This is a genomic window from Legionella parisiensis (assembly GCF_001467945.1).
In the GTDB taxonomy this organism is placed as follows: Bacteria; Pseudomonadota; Gammaproteobacteria; order Legionellales; family Legionellaceae; genus Legionella; species Legionella parisiensis.
In genome coordinates this window covers 51,342-66,394 of sequence record NZ_LNYQ01000002.1, presented here as the reverse complement: position 1 = coordinate 66,394, position 15,053 = coordinate 51,342, and the positions used below count along the sequence as shown (strand labels likewise).

The following is a 15,053-nucleotide window of genomic DNA, read 5'->3' as shown; positions in this document are numbered from 1 at the left end:
TTCATCATAGAAGGTATCATTAATTTTAAGTGCTTTAGGTTCAGTACCATAAATTCGAAACCCTTGCTTTTGATAAAAAGCGCGGGCCACAAAATTGCTCGTAACACAGGTTAAGTGCAATTGAGTAACGCAGGTTTTTGCATGTTGTATCAGGGTCTGAATTAATGCTGTTGCAATACCTTTCCCTCTGTATTCAAGACGAGTATACATACCCCAAAGTACACCACGGTGTTTGGTTTTAAGTGAATTAAGCTTATAGAATCCAGCACAAGACACTAATAAATCATCAACAAAGGCACCTAATACGTATCCTTTACTTAATCCATTTTGAAAATCAGTATCGGACATTAACGCTTCCTCGTCATAAGAAGAGCCAAAGCTTTCTGGTGAGTTGGCCAGAGCCTCTAAACGTATTTCTTTCCATATATTCCAATCCGCATCAAACAATTGTCTAATCTTCACAATATTATCTCCATGACGGTGACAGGATGTCCTTTAAATTCATCCATGCCAATCGTGCGCCAACCAAGACGACTGTAATATTCTGGAATGGTAGGATCAAAAGCAAAAAGATAAAGATTTTTAAACCCTAATGTTTGGGCTTCTTCTTTTACTCGAAGAATAAGCTGTCTTGCAATACCTTGTTTTTGATGGCCTGGCGCTACCACTAACGAGCCTAGCCAGGGAGTTAGTTCAGGACGGATCCCATCATTCACGCGTAAAGAGCACATCCCAACAGGTTTATCTTCATCAAAAGCAACAACAGTGAGCGGTAACTGCTCGATGTTTAAATGATTTCGTAAATTTTCTTCTACACGCGAAGTGGGCACATCAGGAACCCAAATTTTTCCTAATACTTCATGCCAAATCTTAGCAAGCTCTGGAATGCAATCGGAGTGATGTTTTAGATAGGCTATCGTTATCATCTTAATACCTGTAAAAATGAATTATTCCTCTTGGCAAGGCGTGCCTTGATGAAACACCATTTGCCAACGGTTGTGTTTGTATTGCCAGAGCGAAGAACGTAAGGAACTTTTTGAGGCAACAGTAACCTTATAAGTTGCCAACATGACTTCGGGCGACACCTCTAATACTGAAAAGTCATTAACCATATAACTTCGTGACTCTTCTTCTGGAAGAGAATCAAGTAGGTCGTTCTTATTGTAAATTGAACCAGAGGCCCCATACTCGATAAATTTATCAGCAATCAGTAGCTTCAGTTGGGTAATCGATTTTCTCGTTTTCGGATTTAAAAGAGAAGTCTCTAGCTCATAAATCAGTTGGTGTTCTTGTTTCATAGCGATATCCTCATCAAATATCTGGGCTTGTGTTATTCACCATCGAGAAACAGAGCCAGTCCAAAAAAACAAAACGCGGTTTTGAGTAATGCTCTTTACTTAATTTTTGAATTGCTTATTGAGGTAAATAACGCATTAAGTCAACTTTCTTGAGATCGCAATCGATCTAGATGATGAATAATCAATGAATTCACCACTTGTTTATTAAAATCAGGACAAAAACGTGGATAATCACGTTCAAGACCATAAGACCATTTTTCCAAACGTTCATGATCATATTCGATCATGTCTTCAAACAAGTAATCTTCTCCATAAGTTTCTTCACAATGAAGGCCAACTCCTCCATCATAAAGTTCTCCTGAAGGCATGCGCAATGCAATGTGCCAGCACTCTTCATGGGATTTCATCATCACAAAAACAATATGCACTTTATCCTGAAAGCGGTCATTCCAAGCATCAAAAAATAATTTAGCAAACGCGCCACAAGGACCATAATTAATCCTTGGTGTTTCTTCATGAAATCCCAGCAATTGATTTATATCGTTTTTTAAATCATTTAAAACTGTAATTTCTTCTGCATTCACTCATAACTCCCGTAGTATTAAGCTACTTTTTTGATTAAGACACTTTATGTTTAAGCTGAATTTATTGTACCAGATAAATTTCAATTCGTTCTTTACCTTTACCCACATTCGACCTTTTTAACGTAATATAACCCACTTCAGCGGTTGATTTTACATGTGTTCCACCACAAGAAACCTTAGAAAATCCTTCGATTTCCCAATAACGCATTTGACTCTTCTCATCAGAAAATCCAGTGTGAATAAGCATATCTTTTGCAATAATTTGATTGTATTCAAACAAAAGAGAGTCAAAGATATCCGAAATATTGTGCTGATAGCTAAAATCAATTCTAGCCTTATGCTCAGCAATATGAGCACCTATTTTTTCAACGGGCAGCATTCTTTGGACAAGCTCTAAGATTAATTCAGCAGCAAAATGAAGGCGCATCAATTTATAACGACGAACAAAGTCAATTTCCATAAGGACAACATCGCCTTTAGAAAGTCCATGCTCCGCAGGTAATGTATAATAAATCAAGTGATCTTCTATTTCAGAATGAGTGACTATCAGGCCGTTCACGCGGACTGTATCACTTTCCTGACCACCGGAAAACGAAAAACCAATAGTCTCTGCAAAAAGTAGTCGATTCTCATTGACTGACACCACTTTAGTCATTAATTGGCGTTGATAGGGATTATCCCAGAATATTTTTTGCATGACTTACTCTCTAATCTTTACCACCATCCCATTTGTTAGCTGTTTCAATGTTTCAGGAGATAATGAAAACACTGCATTGGGCGTTCCTGCTGCAGCCCAAAGAACTTCATGGCATAACAAATCTTCATCAATAAGAACCGTATCAATAACGTTTTTATGGCCAACGGGAGGAACTCCACCAATCGCAAAACCAGTGATTTCTCGTGTAAAATCTGCATCAGCTTTCCCAATAGGTTCATTGATGAGACTAACAATCAAGCTCTCATTCACACGATTAACACCACTTGCTAATACTAATACTGGCTTGTTGGTTTTTTCTGTGCAAAATAGTAATGACTTCACAATTTGAGCAACACCACATCTTAAAGTATCAGCAGCATCTTTTGCCGTGCGAGTGCTCGAATCAAGTTCTTTGACCTCACACGATATCCCTTTTTGAGATAAAAAATCTTGTATGATTTGCGCGCGTTTACTTAACTTTTTCTCTTTATTCATCGCTTATCACCATCCCATCATCGCCACAAAGAACACTTTCTAGTGAGCTCTGTCACTACGTCCCAATCCCCAAACAAGACAATGCCATAATAAATCAGATCGTTCTCTTTAACCTGTGCCGTTCTTTCAATTTGCTCTTGATAGGACCCAACAGTCATCGTATCGGTAAAATCATTAAAGAGAACATTTTTTGCTAAAGCATTCTGGCGTAATGTTCTAATTTTGTTGGAATTCTCACAAAGAATTATAAAAGGGATTTCTGAAATATACGGGTGAGAGCCTCCGTCTGCATCTCGATAATCGGTTAAACGCAGTTCTTCTGTACCAATCACAGCGCCTAAACCAATACACATATGAGCAAGTGCATTCATTACTTTGCCAGGCTCGATACGTTTGTTAAGCACTGCAACCAGTTTGTTTTTAAAAGGGTGTTCAACCATACAATCCTCCACAATCTACTTCACAATTCGTGCGTTATAACGCATAATAAACCAGTATATACTTGTGCGCTAAAACGCACAAGCTTTTTTTAATAAGGGACATAATGCAAGAAATTTCAAACCGCATTGCAAAAATACTAAAATCATTAAGACAAGATCGAGGTTGGAGCTTAGATAAAACAGCGCTTGAAACGGGCGTTTCTAAAGCGATGCTTGGGCAAATTGAACGCGAAGAGTCAAGCCCAACGATTTCTACCCTATGGAAAATTGCGAGCGGCTTTCAAACCTCCTTTTCATCGTTTATTGAAGACAGTCTGGATGATTCAACCAATCCTATTTATAGAACAGGGCATGCTGAAACTTTGCATCCAGATGATGAAAAAATACGAGTACTTCCTCTGTTTCCTTTTGATGAACAGCTACATTTTGAATTGTTTGTTATTGAGTTATTGCCCGGATGCGAACATCTTTCACCTCCTCATAAACATGGAGTCATTGAGCATGTCATTGTTGTGGATGGAACCATTGAAATTTTGTTAGGTAGGTTCTGGAAATCACTTTCCAAAGGAGAAGGACTGCGTTTTAATGCCAATCAACCGCATGGCTACCGAAATCCAACCAATGAGCTATCGCGCATCCATGATATTATTCATTACCCACCTCAATAGGAGTTCCCTTAATCGGTTATGGCACATAAAACAAAGGGGTTAATGCCATAGTTTTTAAGTCATGAAGCCATTCATCCCCTGGCTTTCCTCCTGGAGCTGTTTCTTCAAACCAGTTGTATTTACACCAGAGGTAGATATCTAAGCTTTTCATTTGCGAAAAATGATTCACTTCTTTTAATTCTTCTGAGCTCAATGGCCGGATTTGCCTATATCCTTCTATAAACCATTCAAACAGTGGTTGCCAGAGAGGCCATGGTTTATTGCATAAGTCCAAAAAAGGTTTGGCAATATCGGCAAGATACCAATGATATACTGGCTCATCAAAATCAATCAGATGAACGCTCTCACCATCATAAAGCACATTTCCAGGACGATGGTCCCCATGGGTTAGGCCAAAATTAGATGAGTCGATTGAAAAAGTTTTGAAGCGTGTCGTAATCGTTTCATATAAATCCTGAATCAAGGACTCTTCTTGACGCGCATAATCCAAAGTCTCACGCCACAAATCTTCCCAAGTTAAAAAGTGATGTTTCTCTGCAACATAACTTTGCGAGGCTTGATGCAATAGCCCTAGAGCCCTTCCCCATGTTAGATAAGCTTTTTTATCTGAATAATCAAAATGCATGATTTGCCCTGGTACCTCCCGGCAAACATGAACAAAAAATTCCAAATCCTCTTGGTGCACAGTTTCAACATCATTTCCTTCTTGAGATACCACCGGTTCACAAATAGGCGTACCACACAAAAATAAATACTTCTGAAAATCAATGGCACTCAAAAGTTCGCGAGCTTTTCGTATTTTTTCATGCGTCATGCGTAGGTAAAATCCTTGTCCATTAGATTCAAATCGATAAACACAGTTAATTTGATTATTGATAAGCTTAAGATGGGTAGGGTTTTTTACCCATTTTTGCGCCGCATGGTTCGCTGTTGTATCCGTAATTTTTTTTAACGTGATCTCCCAAATCATGCTTGAATACCTTTGTTGTTTAGATAATCAGCCCTGGATAATCGATAAAGCACATGTCGTCTCAAGGGACTATTAGGCTCCAATTTGGGATGGTCAAAATCATCCTTGGTATTGTGATGTAAACCAATTTTTTCCATAACACGTCTTGAAGCTAGATTATTCACTGTTGTAAATGAAACTACTTCGGGAATATTTAAAGAGGTAAAGGCATAATGCAAAACTGCTTTTGCTCCTTCCGTAGCATAACCCTGATTCCAATGTGTTGAGGAAAGTCTCCAGCCGATTTCAACAGAGGGAGTAAAGTCCGCTTCAAAAGAAGGGGTCATTAACCCTAAAAATCCTATCATTTCCCCTGTACTTTTCAGTTCAACAGCATACAAAGAAAATCCCTTCTCTTTATAATGTGCAATAATCCGCTCAATGCCTGCTTTTGTAGCACTCTTACTCCCTATTCCTGGTAAAAATTGGCATACTTTTTTGTCTTGATCAATAAGTGCCATAGGATCAAGATCAGCTTCCTGCCATGTTCGTAAAATCAGACGGGGAGTTTCAAGAATATTCATGGGACCCTCTATAAGTAAGCATGTTTATCATGAGTAGGTAATTGGGATCTTCACTGTATTGCGTGGGAACAAAACCAGCCTTTTGATAGCACGCTATGGCTTGTTCGTTTCCAATTTGAGGATCAACGACAACGGCTTTAAATCTGTAGAGTTGTTTTGCAATAAAATGCCTTATAATTTGTCTACCCAACCCTACTCCACGACACGATGGCTCTGCAATAAAAAGGTCGATACCAGCCAATTGTTCAGGTGTAGCCTTGTCAAACAAGGAAGCATTATGTCCTGAAATTCCTTCGGGTAAATGGTCGGCAAGACAGTAATATTGAATAAAACCAATTGGTTTTTGATCCAAATAAATAATAAAACTCGGGACTGGATCCATGCCTTCAATGCGGGGTAAGTACTTTGCCCTAATATCTTCCAAAGAAAACTGTTGATTTCGTGCATACCCTTGTTTCACTGTAGGCTCTGCAAACCATTGGGTCATTAAGTTCAAATCTTTTTGACTCAATGGTTTAAATTCCAGATTCTGATTTTTACTCCCATAAACTAAGGAAGTCCAATCCAAAATACAACGCGCTGACTCCTCTGCTGAAAGGAGGCTCACATCTAGAGTCATTTCATACGGCTCTTTGCTAAAATAAACGTCTTCTTCAAACAATCTTTTTGTAATAAGCGCCTCATCTTGTGTTTTAAAATAGCCTTTTCTATCTGAGTCTTTTAAGCGTTTAACAAGCTCTGCACCATTACAAATCAGTCGGATAGGAACAAACACAGCTCCCCGTTTTTGAGCAACGGTTTGTACTTGATTAAAAAATTCCTGATGCCAAGAATTATTCGCTAAGAGCTCATAGGTAATAACAAAGCTCGCTTCTTTAGAGCAAACCGCAGTCATCGTATCAAAAATCACATCACGAGCTTTGTTAAGCGCTGCCCATCCTTTATCATCAAGAGACCAAAATACTTGAGCATCGTTACCTAAAAGTTTTAGAACCGGATCGATCCAAGCATGGTGATGCGCTAATCGAAACTGAGGGGCCAGCGTTGTAATTGCCTCGCCTATGGTTTTTTTACCGGTACCTGCAATACCCATCAAGAGTATTATCATATTCGTCGGCATCATTTATTAAAATCCTGTCACAATACTTTACTCTTCTTTATGTTTAAGCACACGCATCAAGTGCGCCACATCATATGGGCTACGGAGTTCAATGAATTTCACTTTTGGATATTGGTTCTTTAAGACATTTAATAAAGGGTTAATCCGTTGTTCATAGTTCCACATATAACTTAATAGCGACCATCGGACCGTTTCATTGCAACCAGCGGCTCTATCATCAATTTCTGAAGCCTTATAAAACAAGCGCTTAAATACCCGCCAATAACATAGCCACTTGGGTAAATTAAAGTACAAGCACATATCGGCTTCGCGATAACGTATCTCAAATGATTTGCTGGAATTACCATCAATAATCCAGCAAGGCTTAGCAGCTAATTCTTTTTGGAGTGACAAAAAATTCTCATATTCTCGTGGCACCCAATCGGCAATAAAAAAATATTTATCTAAATGGAACAATGGAATATTTAGACTCTTTTGCAACATAACAGAAAAAGTGGACTTGCCACTTCCTGGTCTACCAATAATCATGATACGTTGTAACTTTATCATTTCATTCAGAGTTTAATTTACAGTTTTCTTTTCTTATAGATGCAAATGATTGTTGTATTCATCCGCTACACTATCTAAAACGTTAAGTAGTCTGTTCTTCACTTAACTGTTTAAGTACAGTTTTTATCGTGGCATGAGAAAAACCTCGACCACTTAAGAAACGAGCCAATTTTGTATTTATTGCCTCATCTGTCTCATTCTTAAATCCACGCATTTTTTTCCGAGCTTCATCCAGGGCGCGAACATCTTCCAGTTCAATATGTTCTAAGACTTGCTCAATCACTTCTTCTTTAACGCCCTTCTGTTTTAATATTTCTTGAATAAAACGGTTTCCTTTATGGATATAACGGGCACTTAATGATTCAGCCAAACGATTATCATTAATTAAATGTAATTCCCGAAGGCGAGCTAGGGTTGCATGAATCTGAGCATCTAACTCGGGCACATGCGAAAAATCCCTCTCCAATTGCCTTATGAGTTCTATTTCACTGCAATAATGATTCGAAAGATATTTTATTGCTGCATCGATGAGTGTATTCATACTAAAGTTCTACTATAAACCACAATTTTATTTTTGCTTTTGCCAAGACAGCCTGATTTATTTAGAATACCATTATAACAGGAAAATATTGAGTCTTTTATGCCAAAAGAAGGAAAGGCCAGAGTCTTAAGTGAAGCGGAGTTTAAGCGACTGCTTATTGTTGCCAAAGATGGGCAATTCGCTATAAGAAATAGCGCCCTTGTGTATTGTTCTTTTGGTCTTGGATTGCGAGTGAAAGAAATCGCCTCTCTCACTATTGCAGATGTAGCCGATTACAACTATCAATTACTTGAAGAGATTTGTTTGAAGCGCTCAATGACCAAAGGTGAAAAGCAACGTTACGCTTATCTTGCCAATGAAAAAATCCGCAAAGCACTCCAAGCACATCTCGATACCCTAAAACATGTTGCACGAGACAAACCCTTATTTCAGACCCAACGTAAAAGTCGCTTTACACCCAATAGTTTGCAAAAATGGTTCAAGTCACTTTATGATAAAGCAGGAATCATTGGGGCAAGCTCCCATTCTGGTCGACGTACTTTCATTACCCGATTAATTGAACAAGGCGCGGATATTAAAGCAGTCTCACGTCTTGCAGGTCATGCTAACATTGTGACTACCGCAATTTATGTTGAAGACAATCCTGATCGCCTAAAACGCATTGCTAATTTGGCTATTTTCTAAATGACGCTCTGGTTTATTACTTTACCCTGGTTACACTATTTGGATTTTACCTACAAAGAAGTCTACCATGAGGCACGCTTTGAGAAAGACAAACGCTATTATGTGCTTCGTCTAGAGAAAGATTTACTGGATGATTGGACAATCACCGCCATTAATGGAAGAATAAAATCTAAGTTGGGACAAAGAAGAACATTAGCTTTTTCAACGTACACAAATGCGTTTGCTCAATTCTTAAGCATGATAAAAATCCGTTATCAGCATAATTATCGACTTAAAACTTTGTATAGTGAAAATATTTTTTCCCTTCACAATATGCTGTTTCTTTTAATATCACAAAAATATACTAATAAAACCAATACCAAAAGGAAGAAAAAACCAAGGTCCGAATTGAGTCAAAATAATTGCTCCACGACTGTTCACAACAACTTATCTCATACAACAGCATTCCAACTTGACTTACTTTTTAATTTCTAAAAGAAAAGTGGTTATTAAATAATCAGATCGATTTAAGCACGCTTTAATAGTGATTAGAAAGAAGATGATCTTTTGCCACACTTTACCATTCGACGTAGTCCAATCGTCTCTTGAAAGTAAAATTTGGAGGTCGTTTTTTTCCGGTATACCAGTAAAATTATAACTACAGGCTCAAGGCAAACAACTTCCAATTTTTCCACATAGTTATCCACTAATTTTGTGAATAAAAAATAGCCCTACCCTTCCACCTTAAGATGGGCCATTAACCAATCTGCTTCCTCTAAAGAGTCAAAACTTATCACCACCCTACCTTTTCCTCCATCATTAAAATGCATGTTAACTTTTGATGAAAGTTTTTTCGACAATTGTGCCATCCAATCTTTCGTTTTTTGTTCAAATTGATGATTTAGAAAAAACTCCTGTTTATCTTCTGGCCTATTTAAGCGCTGAACCAATTTTTCAGTTTCCCTAACAGATAAAGACTTACTAGTAATTATTTTTGCTGTTTCTACTTGTTGTACATTCGACAAACTTAATAAAGCTCTAGCATGTCCCATTTCTAATAATCCCGTTTTTAACATTTCTTTTACTTCATCTGTGAGAGTAAGCAATCTAAGAAGATTAGTAACCGTTGTTCGAGATCTACCTAAAGTTTCAGCAACTTCACCATGCGTCATGTAACACTCTTCTATTAATCGCTGTATAGCTTGCGCTTCTTCCAATGGGTTTAAATCTTCTCTTTGAATATTTTCAATTAAAGATACTGCCATCCCATTTGCTTTATTGTATTTTCTAATGATTGCAGGGATTTTTTCTAATCCAACTATTTTAGCTGCGCGCCAACGCCGTTCACCTGCAATAATTTGATATTCATTCCTATTATGATCTATTTCTTTGACAAGAATAGGCTGTATAATCCCATGCTGCCGAATTGATGAAGCCAATTCTTCTAGTGAAGCATCGCTAAAAAACTTTCTAGCCTGATTTTGATCTGGATAAATTTTTGATAAACACAGATCAATTGCTTCCAAGGACTGGAGCTCATTCTTTAGATTGATTGGTTCAAAGGCCGGAAATTTCATATTAAACCGCCTCCATTTTAATTGGCTTCTCTAAATAATGTTGCTTTAATTTTTCTTGGGCTTCTAGAACAAATTTCTGCATGTTTTTAACATGCTCTTGGTTATCTCCAGCTTTAGTATATCCTGATAGTTTTTCCCAATGATTGAGTTCTGCCTGTAAAGCGAATAATTTCTTTTCCCACTCAGCTTCATCATTAGATGCTTTTTCTTGAGAAACTTCTGGCTTAGGTTCTTCCTTAAATTTATAATCGTGTTTTAAGGCGCTAATAAAATATGGGATAGGATAAAAACCTGTCCGCTCTTTTTTTGCATATTTCTTGGTATAGTTAATCTTCTCTTGAATATACTCTTCTGAGTAGTTATTTATAATATTTTCTAATATTGACTCATTTAATATGCCAAAAGTTGATTTTATTTCTTTATGTATCTGCTCATTTTCACGATCAATACAGCTGACTTCTGATATTATTGTATTTTTTTTGTTCTTAACTAGAACCTCAAATCCAGTAATTTTTCTACCAACTCTTATTGGATCCAAGCTAACAGCAAAATTAGCTCGATCATTAACCTCTTCTAATGAGGGCGAAATGACATTTCTTGTAAGTTCCCGCATACTTGGATATTTATCTTCAGGAACTCCTAAAATTTTTCTAAATGTATCTAATGAAATAATTTTATTTTTTTGTAAGTTAATAAACCGTGTACTATTTTCATAAAGAGCATGACCATATTTCGATTCAAATTCAGATTGCAGATCAACGTCGATTGTACCGTATATAGATGGATTAACTAGTAAATCAAGCATGATTTTATGAAAAGAAAAATTGATGGTATTATCTTGATAGAACGTAGGCGCACCATGTAAAACTCGTAAATTTAAAAACGAGATATCTGTAGGTACCTTATCTTTCAATAAATTCCATTCTATTTTTAATGATGCCAACCCATCAATGGACTCTTTTAGATATTGGGTATTATTACTATTAAACTTGACTGCTTTTAACAGCTTAGAAAAAGGCATATTACATTCGACAGCGACCGAATTTTGATGGTTATTTATGCGACCATCTCCTTTTATTGCTTCATACAAAAGCACATTGACAATTTTCCGTTGCAATACACTCATTAAAGAGTATGCATGAATAATTGTTACATGTTTACGTATTGTTTTTTCAGCGAACATTACCCATTCCGTTTGGCCTTTTTTCTTATTTTTTCCTCATCATTCTACTCAAAATAGCAGCGCGTATTATGGCAGTTTGAGGGCCTCTTATATCAGGATATTCCTTTACAACTTCATTTCTCATATCAGAAAAAAAACATCGTTGCTTAAATGTCATATAAATTTTATCAAATACGAAATTTTCACTATTCCCTTCTGCATTGAGTACCATTTCTTTGTAATCAGGATTTTCCTTTAACATTATGATGGCTTCGTTTACCCAATCAGTTTTCTTTTTTAAATTATATTTTTCAGAATTTAACAGAATTTCTCTGAGTGACTCTTTAATTTCTTTATTAATAGTAAATGTAATAATTTTCTTATCGTCTTCATTATTATTGAGTTTCAGCTTATTCATTTTAATCACACTTCCTGAGCAATTAGAGGAATTATTTTTTTAAAGCACTCCTCAACTGACTTACCATTATTCCATTGGACATTATTGCTTAACATATTCATTTGCTCGACGATGCTCTCGTGTAGAATGTTGCTTGAAACTAAGGCATCAAAGATAATTTTGGCAATATTGGGTTTTACCTTACCTAAACTAACATTTAATTGTTTACGTCCTCTTATTTCTTTTTTTGTAACTAACGAAAATTCAAGTTCTTTTTTTAGCTTTACAATTGCATCAAAGGATAGATTTTCTATGGCTGCCTTTAAGAGAACTTGTTGATGTTCTGCGTTTTCAACTGAAATAATTAATTCAATTAATTTTACATTCTCTATTTTTCCTTCAGCAATCGCCTGCTTTATCTCTGGACTAGCTTGCAAAATCAGAATATATCTTCGAGATTGTGTTATAGACATTCCCGTTAAATCACTTAATACTTTTGATGTTATTTTCTCGCTATCACTTTTTTCTTTATTTTCGTTTAAATACTCTTTAACAATAGCCTCAATACTCGCAACTCTTTCAGCCAGAGATAAGTCTACACGCTCATTATTCTCAATCCACTGTAGAACTCTTAACTTTGAACCAACAGGTCGTTGACTTGCAATTCTTGCTATAATTTCCTTTTTACCGGCAATCGCTGAGGCCAAGGTTCTACGTTCACCAGCGATTAAACGACATTTGTTCCCAAATCTGTATACAAATATGGGGTTAATTAACTGATCATCTAGTATAGTTTTTGCTAATGACTCAAGCGATTTCCAATCATTTTTCTTTTTTGTATATTCAGGATCAGAGGGATCTATTCCATTTATTGCATCATGAAGTGTTAGTGCTAGTTCACGATTGTTTTCCGGATCAAGTTCTATTTTATCTAAGGACAATACTTCTATTGACAGTTCCCCAGCATAATCATTGGCAATTGCCAGTGTTCTTGATATGGCATCCTTTGTCTCTCCAGTTTTAACTGAATTCAGTTTGAATTTACTAACCATAGGAAGCCTCCTTTTCTTCTATTTTGTTGTATACATTATGAAATACCCTGTCATATACATAAGAGCACCATTTCTCACTTTCAATTCTAGCGAGATGTGTTTGTGGTAAGTTAAATACACAATTAGGTTTTGCATCCTCTACTACCAATTCTGAATAAATGGTTCTTTGGGCTATAGGAGGTAATAACCATTCTTCTGATTTTTCTATTGAACGCAAATCATTAAGGAACTTAGTATGTACTGCTGTTTTACGAACTTGGTTAGGTAAAATTCCCGCTATTTTAATAGTATCGTCTTTCACTCTTCTAAGTTGCTCTTGTGAAATTGCTTGGATCATGCCTATGGTTCCATTAATACCATATTGTTCAAGTTCAGTTGGCAATAGTCCATGAGTTGCTGCTCGCAACCCTGCCATTGTTAGTGGGCCAAACTGTGGATTCGTATCAATAATAACAAATTGGTAATCACTGTGGGTTGATAGCATTTCGGTAAATTCTTTAAGACGATTTATAACCTTTTCTTTTACATCAACTTTTAGAACACGTTGTGCATCTTCCAATAATGAAGCAAAAGAAGGAAAACAATGTAAATTGTCAACCCATGTTGGATATGGATAAATAGATTTACCTATGAATATATCTGCAATACTACTAACTCCATCCCAATGAGGATCATCTTCTGGTAAGTTGTTTGGATCCCACTCTGGATGTGCTTTAGGCATGTAACCAGTTGGGTGAGCTGGATCTCTTGTAGTCGGAATTAAGCTAGATGAAGAGTTGCCTTGTGGGTCTAAATCGATAAAGGCCCCTTTCATGTTTTTACATTTAGCTAGATATTGTGCAAGAGTGAGAGCAATAGTTGATTTGCCAATCCCTCCTTTGTTTCCGGCTGTTGTAATTACTTTCATCCATCCCCCTTTGCAATAAGGTGCTTTGTACTATTTTTTTAGACTAACTTTATTGAAACAAATTTGCAAGCGGTAATTTGTACTATTCATCTTAATTCTAAAAAAAGGAAAATATATATCTTTTTTCTTCTATTCATAAGTTCATCAAATAAAAACATCATAACCATATGATTTTAAATGATTTATATAAGAGCTATTGTGTATTTATTTGGGATTGATAGTGTAGGTTTATGAGTTTTTGTGTGTAGTAATATGGGGATTAATGGGACTTAAAATTTCATGTGTGGCTTTATGGGAGGTCATGGTGTAGGTATATGGTAATGGTGTAGCTTTATGGGGTGTTTTTAGCTTTTATCCACATTTTCTAATGTCGGAAACTTCTGACAGATACTGGATTTTTACTCTAGTACCTTTAAAATTTTGATTAGTATCTCGCATTGTGAATTTTTGTAAAATAATTATTCCAGCGTTTTGTGCGCGTTTATACTAACCGCCCAACTATCAAATAGATGTGTTTATCTTGAAGACAGAGTAAAAATGCAAAAGTTACATTAAATTATACTTTTTGCATTTTTACGAGTAAGTTATTGACTTATTTTGATAATATCCTAAATTCGAGAATGGATATAAGATAATGTTATTTTCATGTTTTAGATATCATTTTTAATTGTAATAAATTACTTTCTATAAATAGAGCATCTCATTATCTGATGAATGACGGCTCCTTTAGTAAGCTAAATGTCAAAAATAAAAGAACTGTTTTCCCATCTGCGCCAGTGTATATGATTAATTCATATTTAGAATATTGATTGTTAAGCAATATATGTTGGTAATATTAGTCTTCGTATAGAGTTATCTGTTTTATCTATCTTTACCCATGGCGAAGAATATATTGTTTGGCTGAGATTTGTGTTTTTGATTAAGTGGACAAATCTTTTTTATAGCTATGCGCTTATTATCAAGATAAATGGTTGTGTCGTTTGTTATTTTTCAATAACCTATTTAACAATAGTCCTATATCTCTCAGGGCATTATATTAAATCTTTTATTTTGATGGAATAGATGGATTTCTCTACTAAATTTATTCTCCTAATTTAATCAGGCTTTTTAATGTTGAAGCAATGGCTATTACATTAATCCTAGAAAAAGCAGTTCAATCGTAACGTGAGGCTTTAGTGTGCTAAATTTTAAAGGGTTTGTGATGCTCTTAATTGTCTTTGATATTTTTTTGTTTTGGGCCGTTTGAATTTTATTAAATTTAATCCTGGATCTGTTTTAATGGCACTTTAAATTTCACGGGACCACTGTTATGGATTATCGATTTAATAAATTGTCCCCGGGGGATAATATCGTTAACTCATTGATTATAA

19 protein-coding genes and 1 pseudogene are annotated in these 15,053 nt (G+C 36.0%); 3 read left to right on the top strand and 17 right to left on the bottom strand.

From position 1 onward, the window contains the following. Nucleotides 1–9: 9 nt before the first annotated feature. The 7 genes and pseudogenes from Lpar_RS19270 to Lpar_RS00410 form a co-directional block, all read right to left on the bottom strand. Nucleotides 10–462, bottom strand: a pseudogene (locus tag Lpar_RS19270) (N-acetyltransferase family protein); the annotation flags it as partial. Next, entirely contained in the window at nucleotides 459–926 is a 468-nt protein-coding gene (locus Lpar_RS00435; RefSeq protein ID WP_014845035.1) for a GNAT family N-acetyltransferase, read from the bottom strand. The pseudogene Lpar_RS19270 and the gene Lpar_RS00435, both read right to left, overlap by 4 nt. Before the next feature lie 21 nt (nucleotides 927–947). Continuing rightward, nucleotides 948–1,298 carry a nuclear transport factor 2 family protein gene (locus Lpar_RS00430; RefSeq protein ID WP_014845034.1) on the bottom strand — a complete coding sequence of 117 codons (351 nt, stop codon included), beginning with the start codon at nucleotides 1,296–1,298 and terminating at the stop codon, nucleotides 948–950. Nucleotides 1,299–1,438: 140 nt separating this feature from the next. After that, entirely contained in the window at nucleotides 1,439–1,882 is a 444-nt protein-coding gene (locus Lpar_RS00425) for a hypothetical protein (RefSeq protein WP_014845033.1), read from the bottom strand. Nucleotides 1,883–1,943: 61 nt separating this feature from the next. Further along, nucleotides 1,944–2,579, bottom strand: coding sequence for an alanyl-tRNA editing protein (locus tag Lpar_RS00420; protein WP_014845032.1), 636 nt, complete (start codon nucleotides 2,577–2,579; stop codon nucleotides 1,944–1,946). A gap of 3 nt (nucleotides 2,580–2,582) precedes the next feature. Further along, nucleotides 2,583–3,074: a YbaK/EbsC family protein gene (locus Lpar_RS00415; RefSeq protein ID WP_014845031.1), complete on the bottom strand. Its 492-nt coding sequence runs from the start codon at nucleotides 3,072–3,074 to the stop codon at nucleotides 2,583–2,585. A 17-nt stretch (nucleotides 3,075–3,091) separates the two neighbouring features. Then, nucleotides 3,092–3,514 (bottom strand): DUF2000 domain-containing protein, encoded by a 423-nt coding sequence (locus Lpar_RS00410; RefSeq protein WP_014845030.1) that lies wholly within the window; start codon nucleotides 3,512–3,514, stop codon nucleotides 3,092–3,094. Between the two features lie 104 nt (nucleotides 3,515–3,618). Here Lpar_RS00410 and Lpar_RS00405 point away from each other — a divergent pair, with 104 nt between their 5' ends. Then, complete coding sequence (locus Lpar_RS00405; RefSeq protein WP_014845029.1) at nucleotides 3,619–4,182, top strand: helix-turn-helix domain-containing protein; 564 nt, start codon at nucleotides 3,619–3,621, stop codon at nucleotides 4,180–4,182. Nucleotides 4,183–4,198: 16 nt separating this feature from the next. Here the strand turns inward: Lpar_RS00405 and Lpar_RS00400 are convergent, their stop codons facing one another. The 5 genes from Lpar_RS00400 to Lpar_RS00380 form a co-directional block, all read right to left on the bottom strand. After that, on the bottom strand, nucleotides 4,199–5,152 hold the full coding sequence (locus Lpar_RS00400; RefSeq protein WP_014845028.1) for a phosphotransferase enzyme family protein: 954 nt from the start codon (nucleotides 5,150–5,152) through the stop codon (nucleotides 4,199–4,201). Further along, nucleotides 5,149–5,715, bottom strand: a complete 567-nt coding sequence (locus Lpar_RS00395) for a GNAT family N-acetyltransferase (RefSeq protein WP_014845027.1) — start codon at nucleotides 5,713–5,715, stop codon at nucleotides 5,149–5,151. The genes Lpar_RS00400 and Lpar_RS00395 overlap by 4 nt, the downstream gene beginning before the upstream one ends. Continuing rightward, the gene (locus Lpar_RS18335) at nucleotides 5,702–6,838 is read right to left on the bottom strand and encodes a GNAT family N-acetyltransferase (protein ID WP_014845026.1); all 1,137 of its coding nucleotides are present in this window, start codon (nucleotides 6,836–6,838) and stop codon (nucleotides 5,702–5,704) included. The genes Lpar_RS00395 and Lpar_RS18335 overlap by 14 nt, the downstream gene beginning before the upstream one ends. Nucleotides 6,839–6,862: 24 nt before the next feature. Then, on the bottom strand, nucleotides 6,863–7,384 hold the full coding sequence (locus Lpar_RS00385) for a P-loop NTPase family protein (RefSeq protein ID WP_014845025.1): 522 nt from the start codon (nucleotides 7,382–7,384) through the stop codon (nucleotides 6,863–6,865). An 82-nt stretch (nucleotides 7,385–7,466) separates the two neighbouring features. Further along, nucleotides 7,467–7,925 (bottom strand): regulatory protein RecX, encoded by a 459-nt coding sequence (locus Lpar_RS00380; protein WP_014845024.1) that lies wholly within the window; start codon nucleotides 7,923–7,925, stop codon nucleotides 7,467–7,469. 99 nt (nucleotides 7,926–8,024) lie between these two features. On the opposite strand from Lpar_RS00380, the gene Lpar_RS00375 reads away from it, so the two are divergent. Together Lpar_RS00375 and Lpar_RS00370 are read left to right on the top strand one after the other, a co-directional pair. Then, nucleotides 8,025–8,609: a tyrosine-type recombinase/integrase gene (locus Lpar_RS00375; protein ID WP_014845023.1), complete on the top strand. Its 585-nt coding sequence runs from the start codon at nucleotides 8,025–8,027 to the stop codon at nucleotides 8,607–8,609. Beyond that, a complete protein-coding gene (locus Lpar_RS00370; protein ID WP_014845022.1) occupies nucleotides 8,610–9,083 on the top strand; it encodes a hypothetical protein in 474 nt (157 codons plus the stop codon). Nucleotides 9,084–9,319: 236 nt separating this feature from the next. Here Lpar_RS00370 and Lpar_RS00365 read toward each other — a convergent pair whose 3' ends face one another. The 5 genes from Lpar_RS00365 to Lpar_RS00345 are packed head-to-tail and all read right to left on the bottom strand — an operon-like array spanning nucleotide 9,320 to nucleotide 13,683. Further along, nucleotides 9,320–10,165, bottom strand: coding sequence for a ParB/RepB/Spo0J family partition protein (locus Lpar_RS00365; RefSeq protein WP_014845021.1), 846 nt, complete (start codon nucleotides 10,163–10,165; stop codon nucleotides 9,320–9,322). A 1-nt stretch (nucleotide 10,166) separates the two neighbouring features. Beyond that, nucleotides 10,167–11,348, bottom strand: coding sequence for a replication initiation protein (locus Lpar_RS00360; protein WP_014845020.1), 1,182 nt, complete (start codon nucleotides 11,346–11,348; stop codon nucleotides 10,167–10,169). 25 nt (nucleotides 11,349–11,373) lie between these two features. Next, entirely contained in the window at nucleotides 11,374–11,745 is a 372-nt protein-coding gene (locus Lpar_RS00355; RefSeq protein WP_010655311.1) for a hypothetical protein, read from the bottom strand. A gap of 5 nt (nucleotides 11,746–11,750) precedes the next feature. Then, complete coding sequence (locus tag Lpar_RS00350; protein WP_014845018.1) at nucleotides 11,751–12,776, bottom strand: ParB/RepB/Spo0J family partition protein; 1,026 nt, start codon at nucleotides 12,774–12,776, stop codon at nucleotides 11,751–11,753. Next, a complete protein-coding gene (locus Lpar_RS00345; protein WP_010655313.1) occupies nucleotides 12,769–13,683 on the bottom strand; it encodes a ParA family protein in 915 nt (304 codons plus the stop codon). Before Lpar_RS00345 ends, Lpar_RS00350 begins: the two co-directional genes overlap by 8 nt. Nucleotides 13,684–15,053 lie beyond the last annotated feature (1,370 nt).

Coding starts and splice junctions, on each gene's coding strand:
- Lpar_RS00435 (WP_014845035.1), bottom strand. CDS start 926: ATGATAACGATAGCCTATCTAAAACATCACTCCGATTGCATTCCAGAG.
- Lpar_RS00430 (WP_014845034.1), bottom strand. CDS start 1,298: ATGAAACAAGAACACCAACTGATTTATGAGCTAGAGACTTCTCTTTTA.
- Lpar_RS00420 (WP_014845032.1), bottom strand. CDS start 2,579: ATGCAAAAAATATTCTGGGATAATCCCTATCAACGCCAATTAATGACT.
- Lpar_RS00415 (WP_014845031.1), bottom strand. CDS start 3,074: ATGAATAAAGAGAAAAAGTTAAGTAAACGCGCGCAAATCATACAAGAT.
- Lpar_RS00410 (WP_014845030.1), bottom strand. CDS start 3,514: ATGGTTGAACACCCTTTTAAAAACAAACTGGTTGCAGTGCTTAACAAA.
- Lpar_RS00405 (WP_014845029.1), top strand. CDS start 3,619: ATGCAAGAAATTTCAAACCGCATTGCAAAAATACTAAAATCATTAAGA.
- Lpar_RS00400 (WP_014845028.1), bottom strand. CDS start 5,152: ATGATTTGGGAGATCACGTTAAAAAAAATTACGGATACAACAGCGAAC.
- Lpar_RS00395 (WP_014845027.1), bottom strand. CDS start 5,715: ATGAATATTCTTGAAACTCCCCGTCTGATTTTACGAACATGGCAGGAA.
- Lpar_RS18335 (WP_014845026.1), bottom strand. CDS start 6,838: ATGATGCCGACGAATATGATAATACTCTTGATGGGTATTGCAGGTACC.
- Lpar_RS00385 (WP_014845025.1), bottom strand. CDS start 7,384: ATGATAAAGTTACAACGTATCATGATTATTGGTAGACCAGGAAGTGGC.
- Lpar_RS00380 (WP_014845024.1), bottom strand. CDS start 7,925: ATGAATACACTCATCGATGCAGCAATAAAATATCTTTCGAATCATTAT.
- Lpar_RS00375 (WP_014845023.1), top strand. CDS start 8,025: ATGCCAAAAGAAGGAAAGGCCAGAGTCTTAAGTGAAGCGGAGTTTAAG.
- Lpar_RS00370 (WP_014845022.1), top strand. CDS start 8,610: ATGACGCTCTGGTTTATTACTTTACCCTGGTTACACTATTTGGATTTT.
- Lpar_RS00365 (WP_014845021.1), bottom strand. CDS start 10,165: ATGAAATTTCCGGCCTTTGAACCAATCAATCTAAAGAATGAGCTCCAG.
- Lpar_RS00360 (WP_014845020.1), bottom strand. CDS start 11,348: ATGTTCGCTGAAAAAACAATACGTAAACATGTAACAATTATTCATGCA.
- Lpar_RS00355 (WP_010655311.1), bottom strand. CDS start 11,745: ATGAATAAGCTGAAACTCAATAATAATGAAGACGATAAGAAAATTATT.
- Lpar_RS00350 (WP_014845018.1), bottom strand. CDS start 12,776: ATGGTTAGTAAATTCAAACTGAATTCAGTTAAAACTGGAGAGACAAAG.
- Lpar_RS00345 (WP_010655313.1), bottom strand. CDS start 13,683: ATGAAAGTAATTACAACAGCCGGAAACAAAGGAGGGATTGGCAAATCA.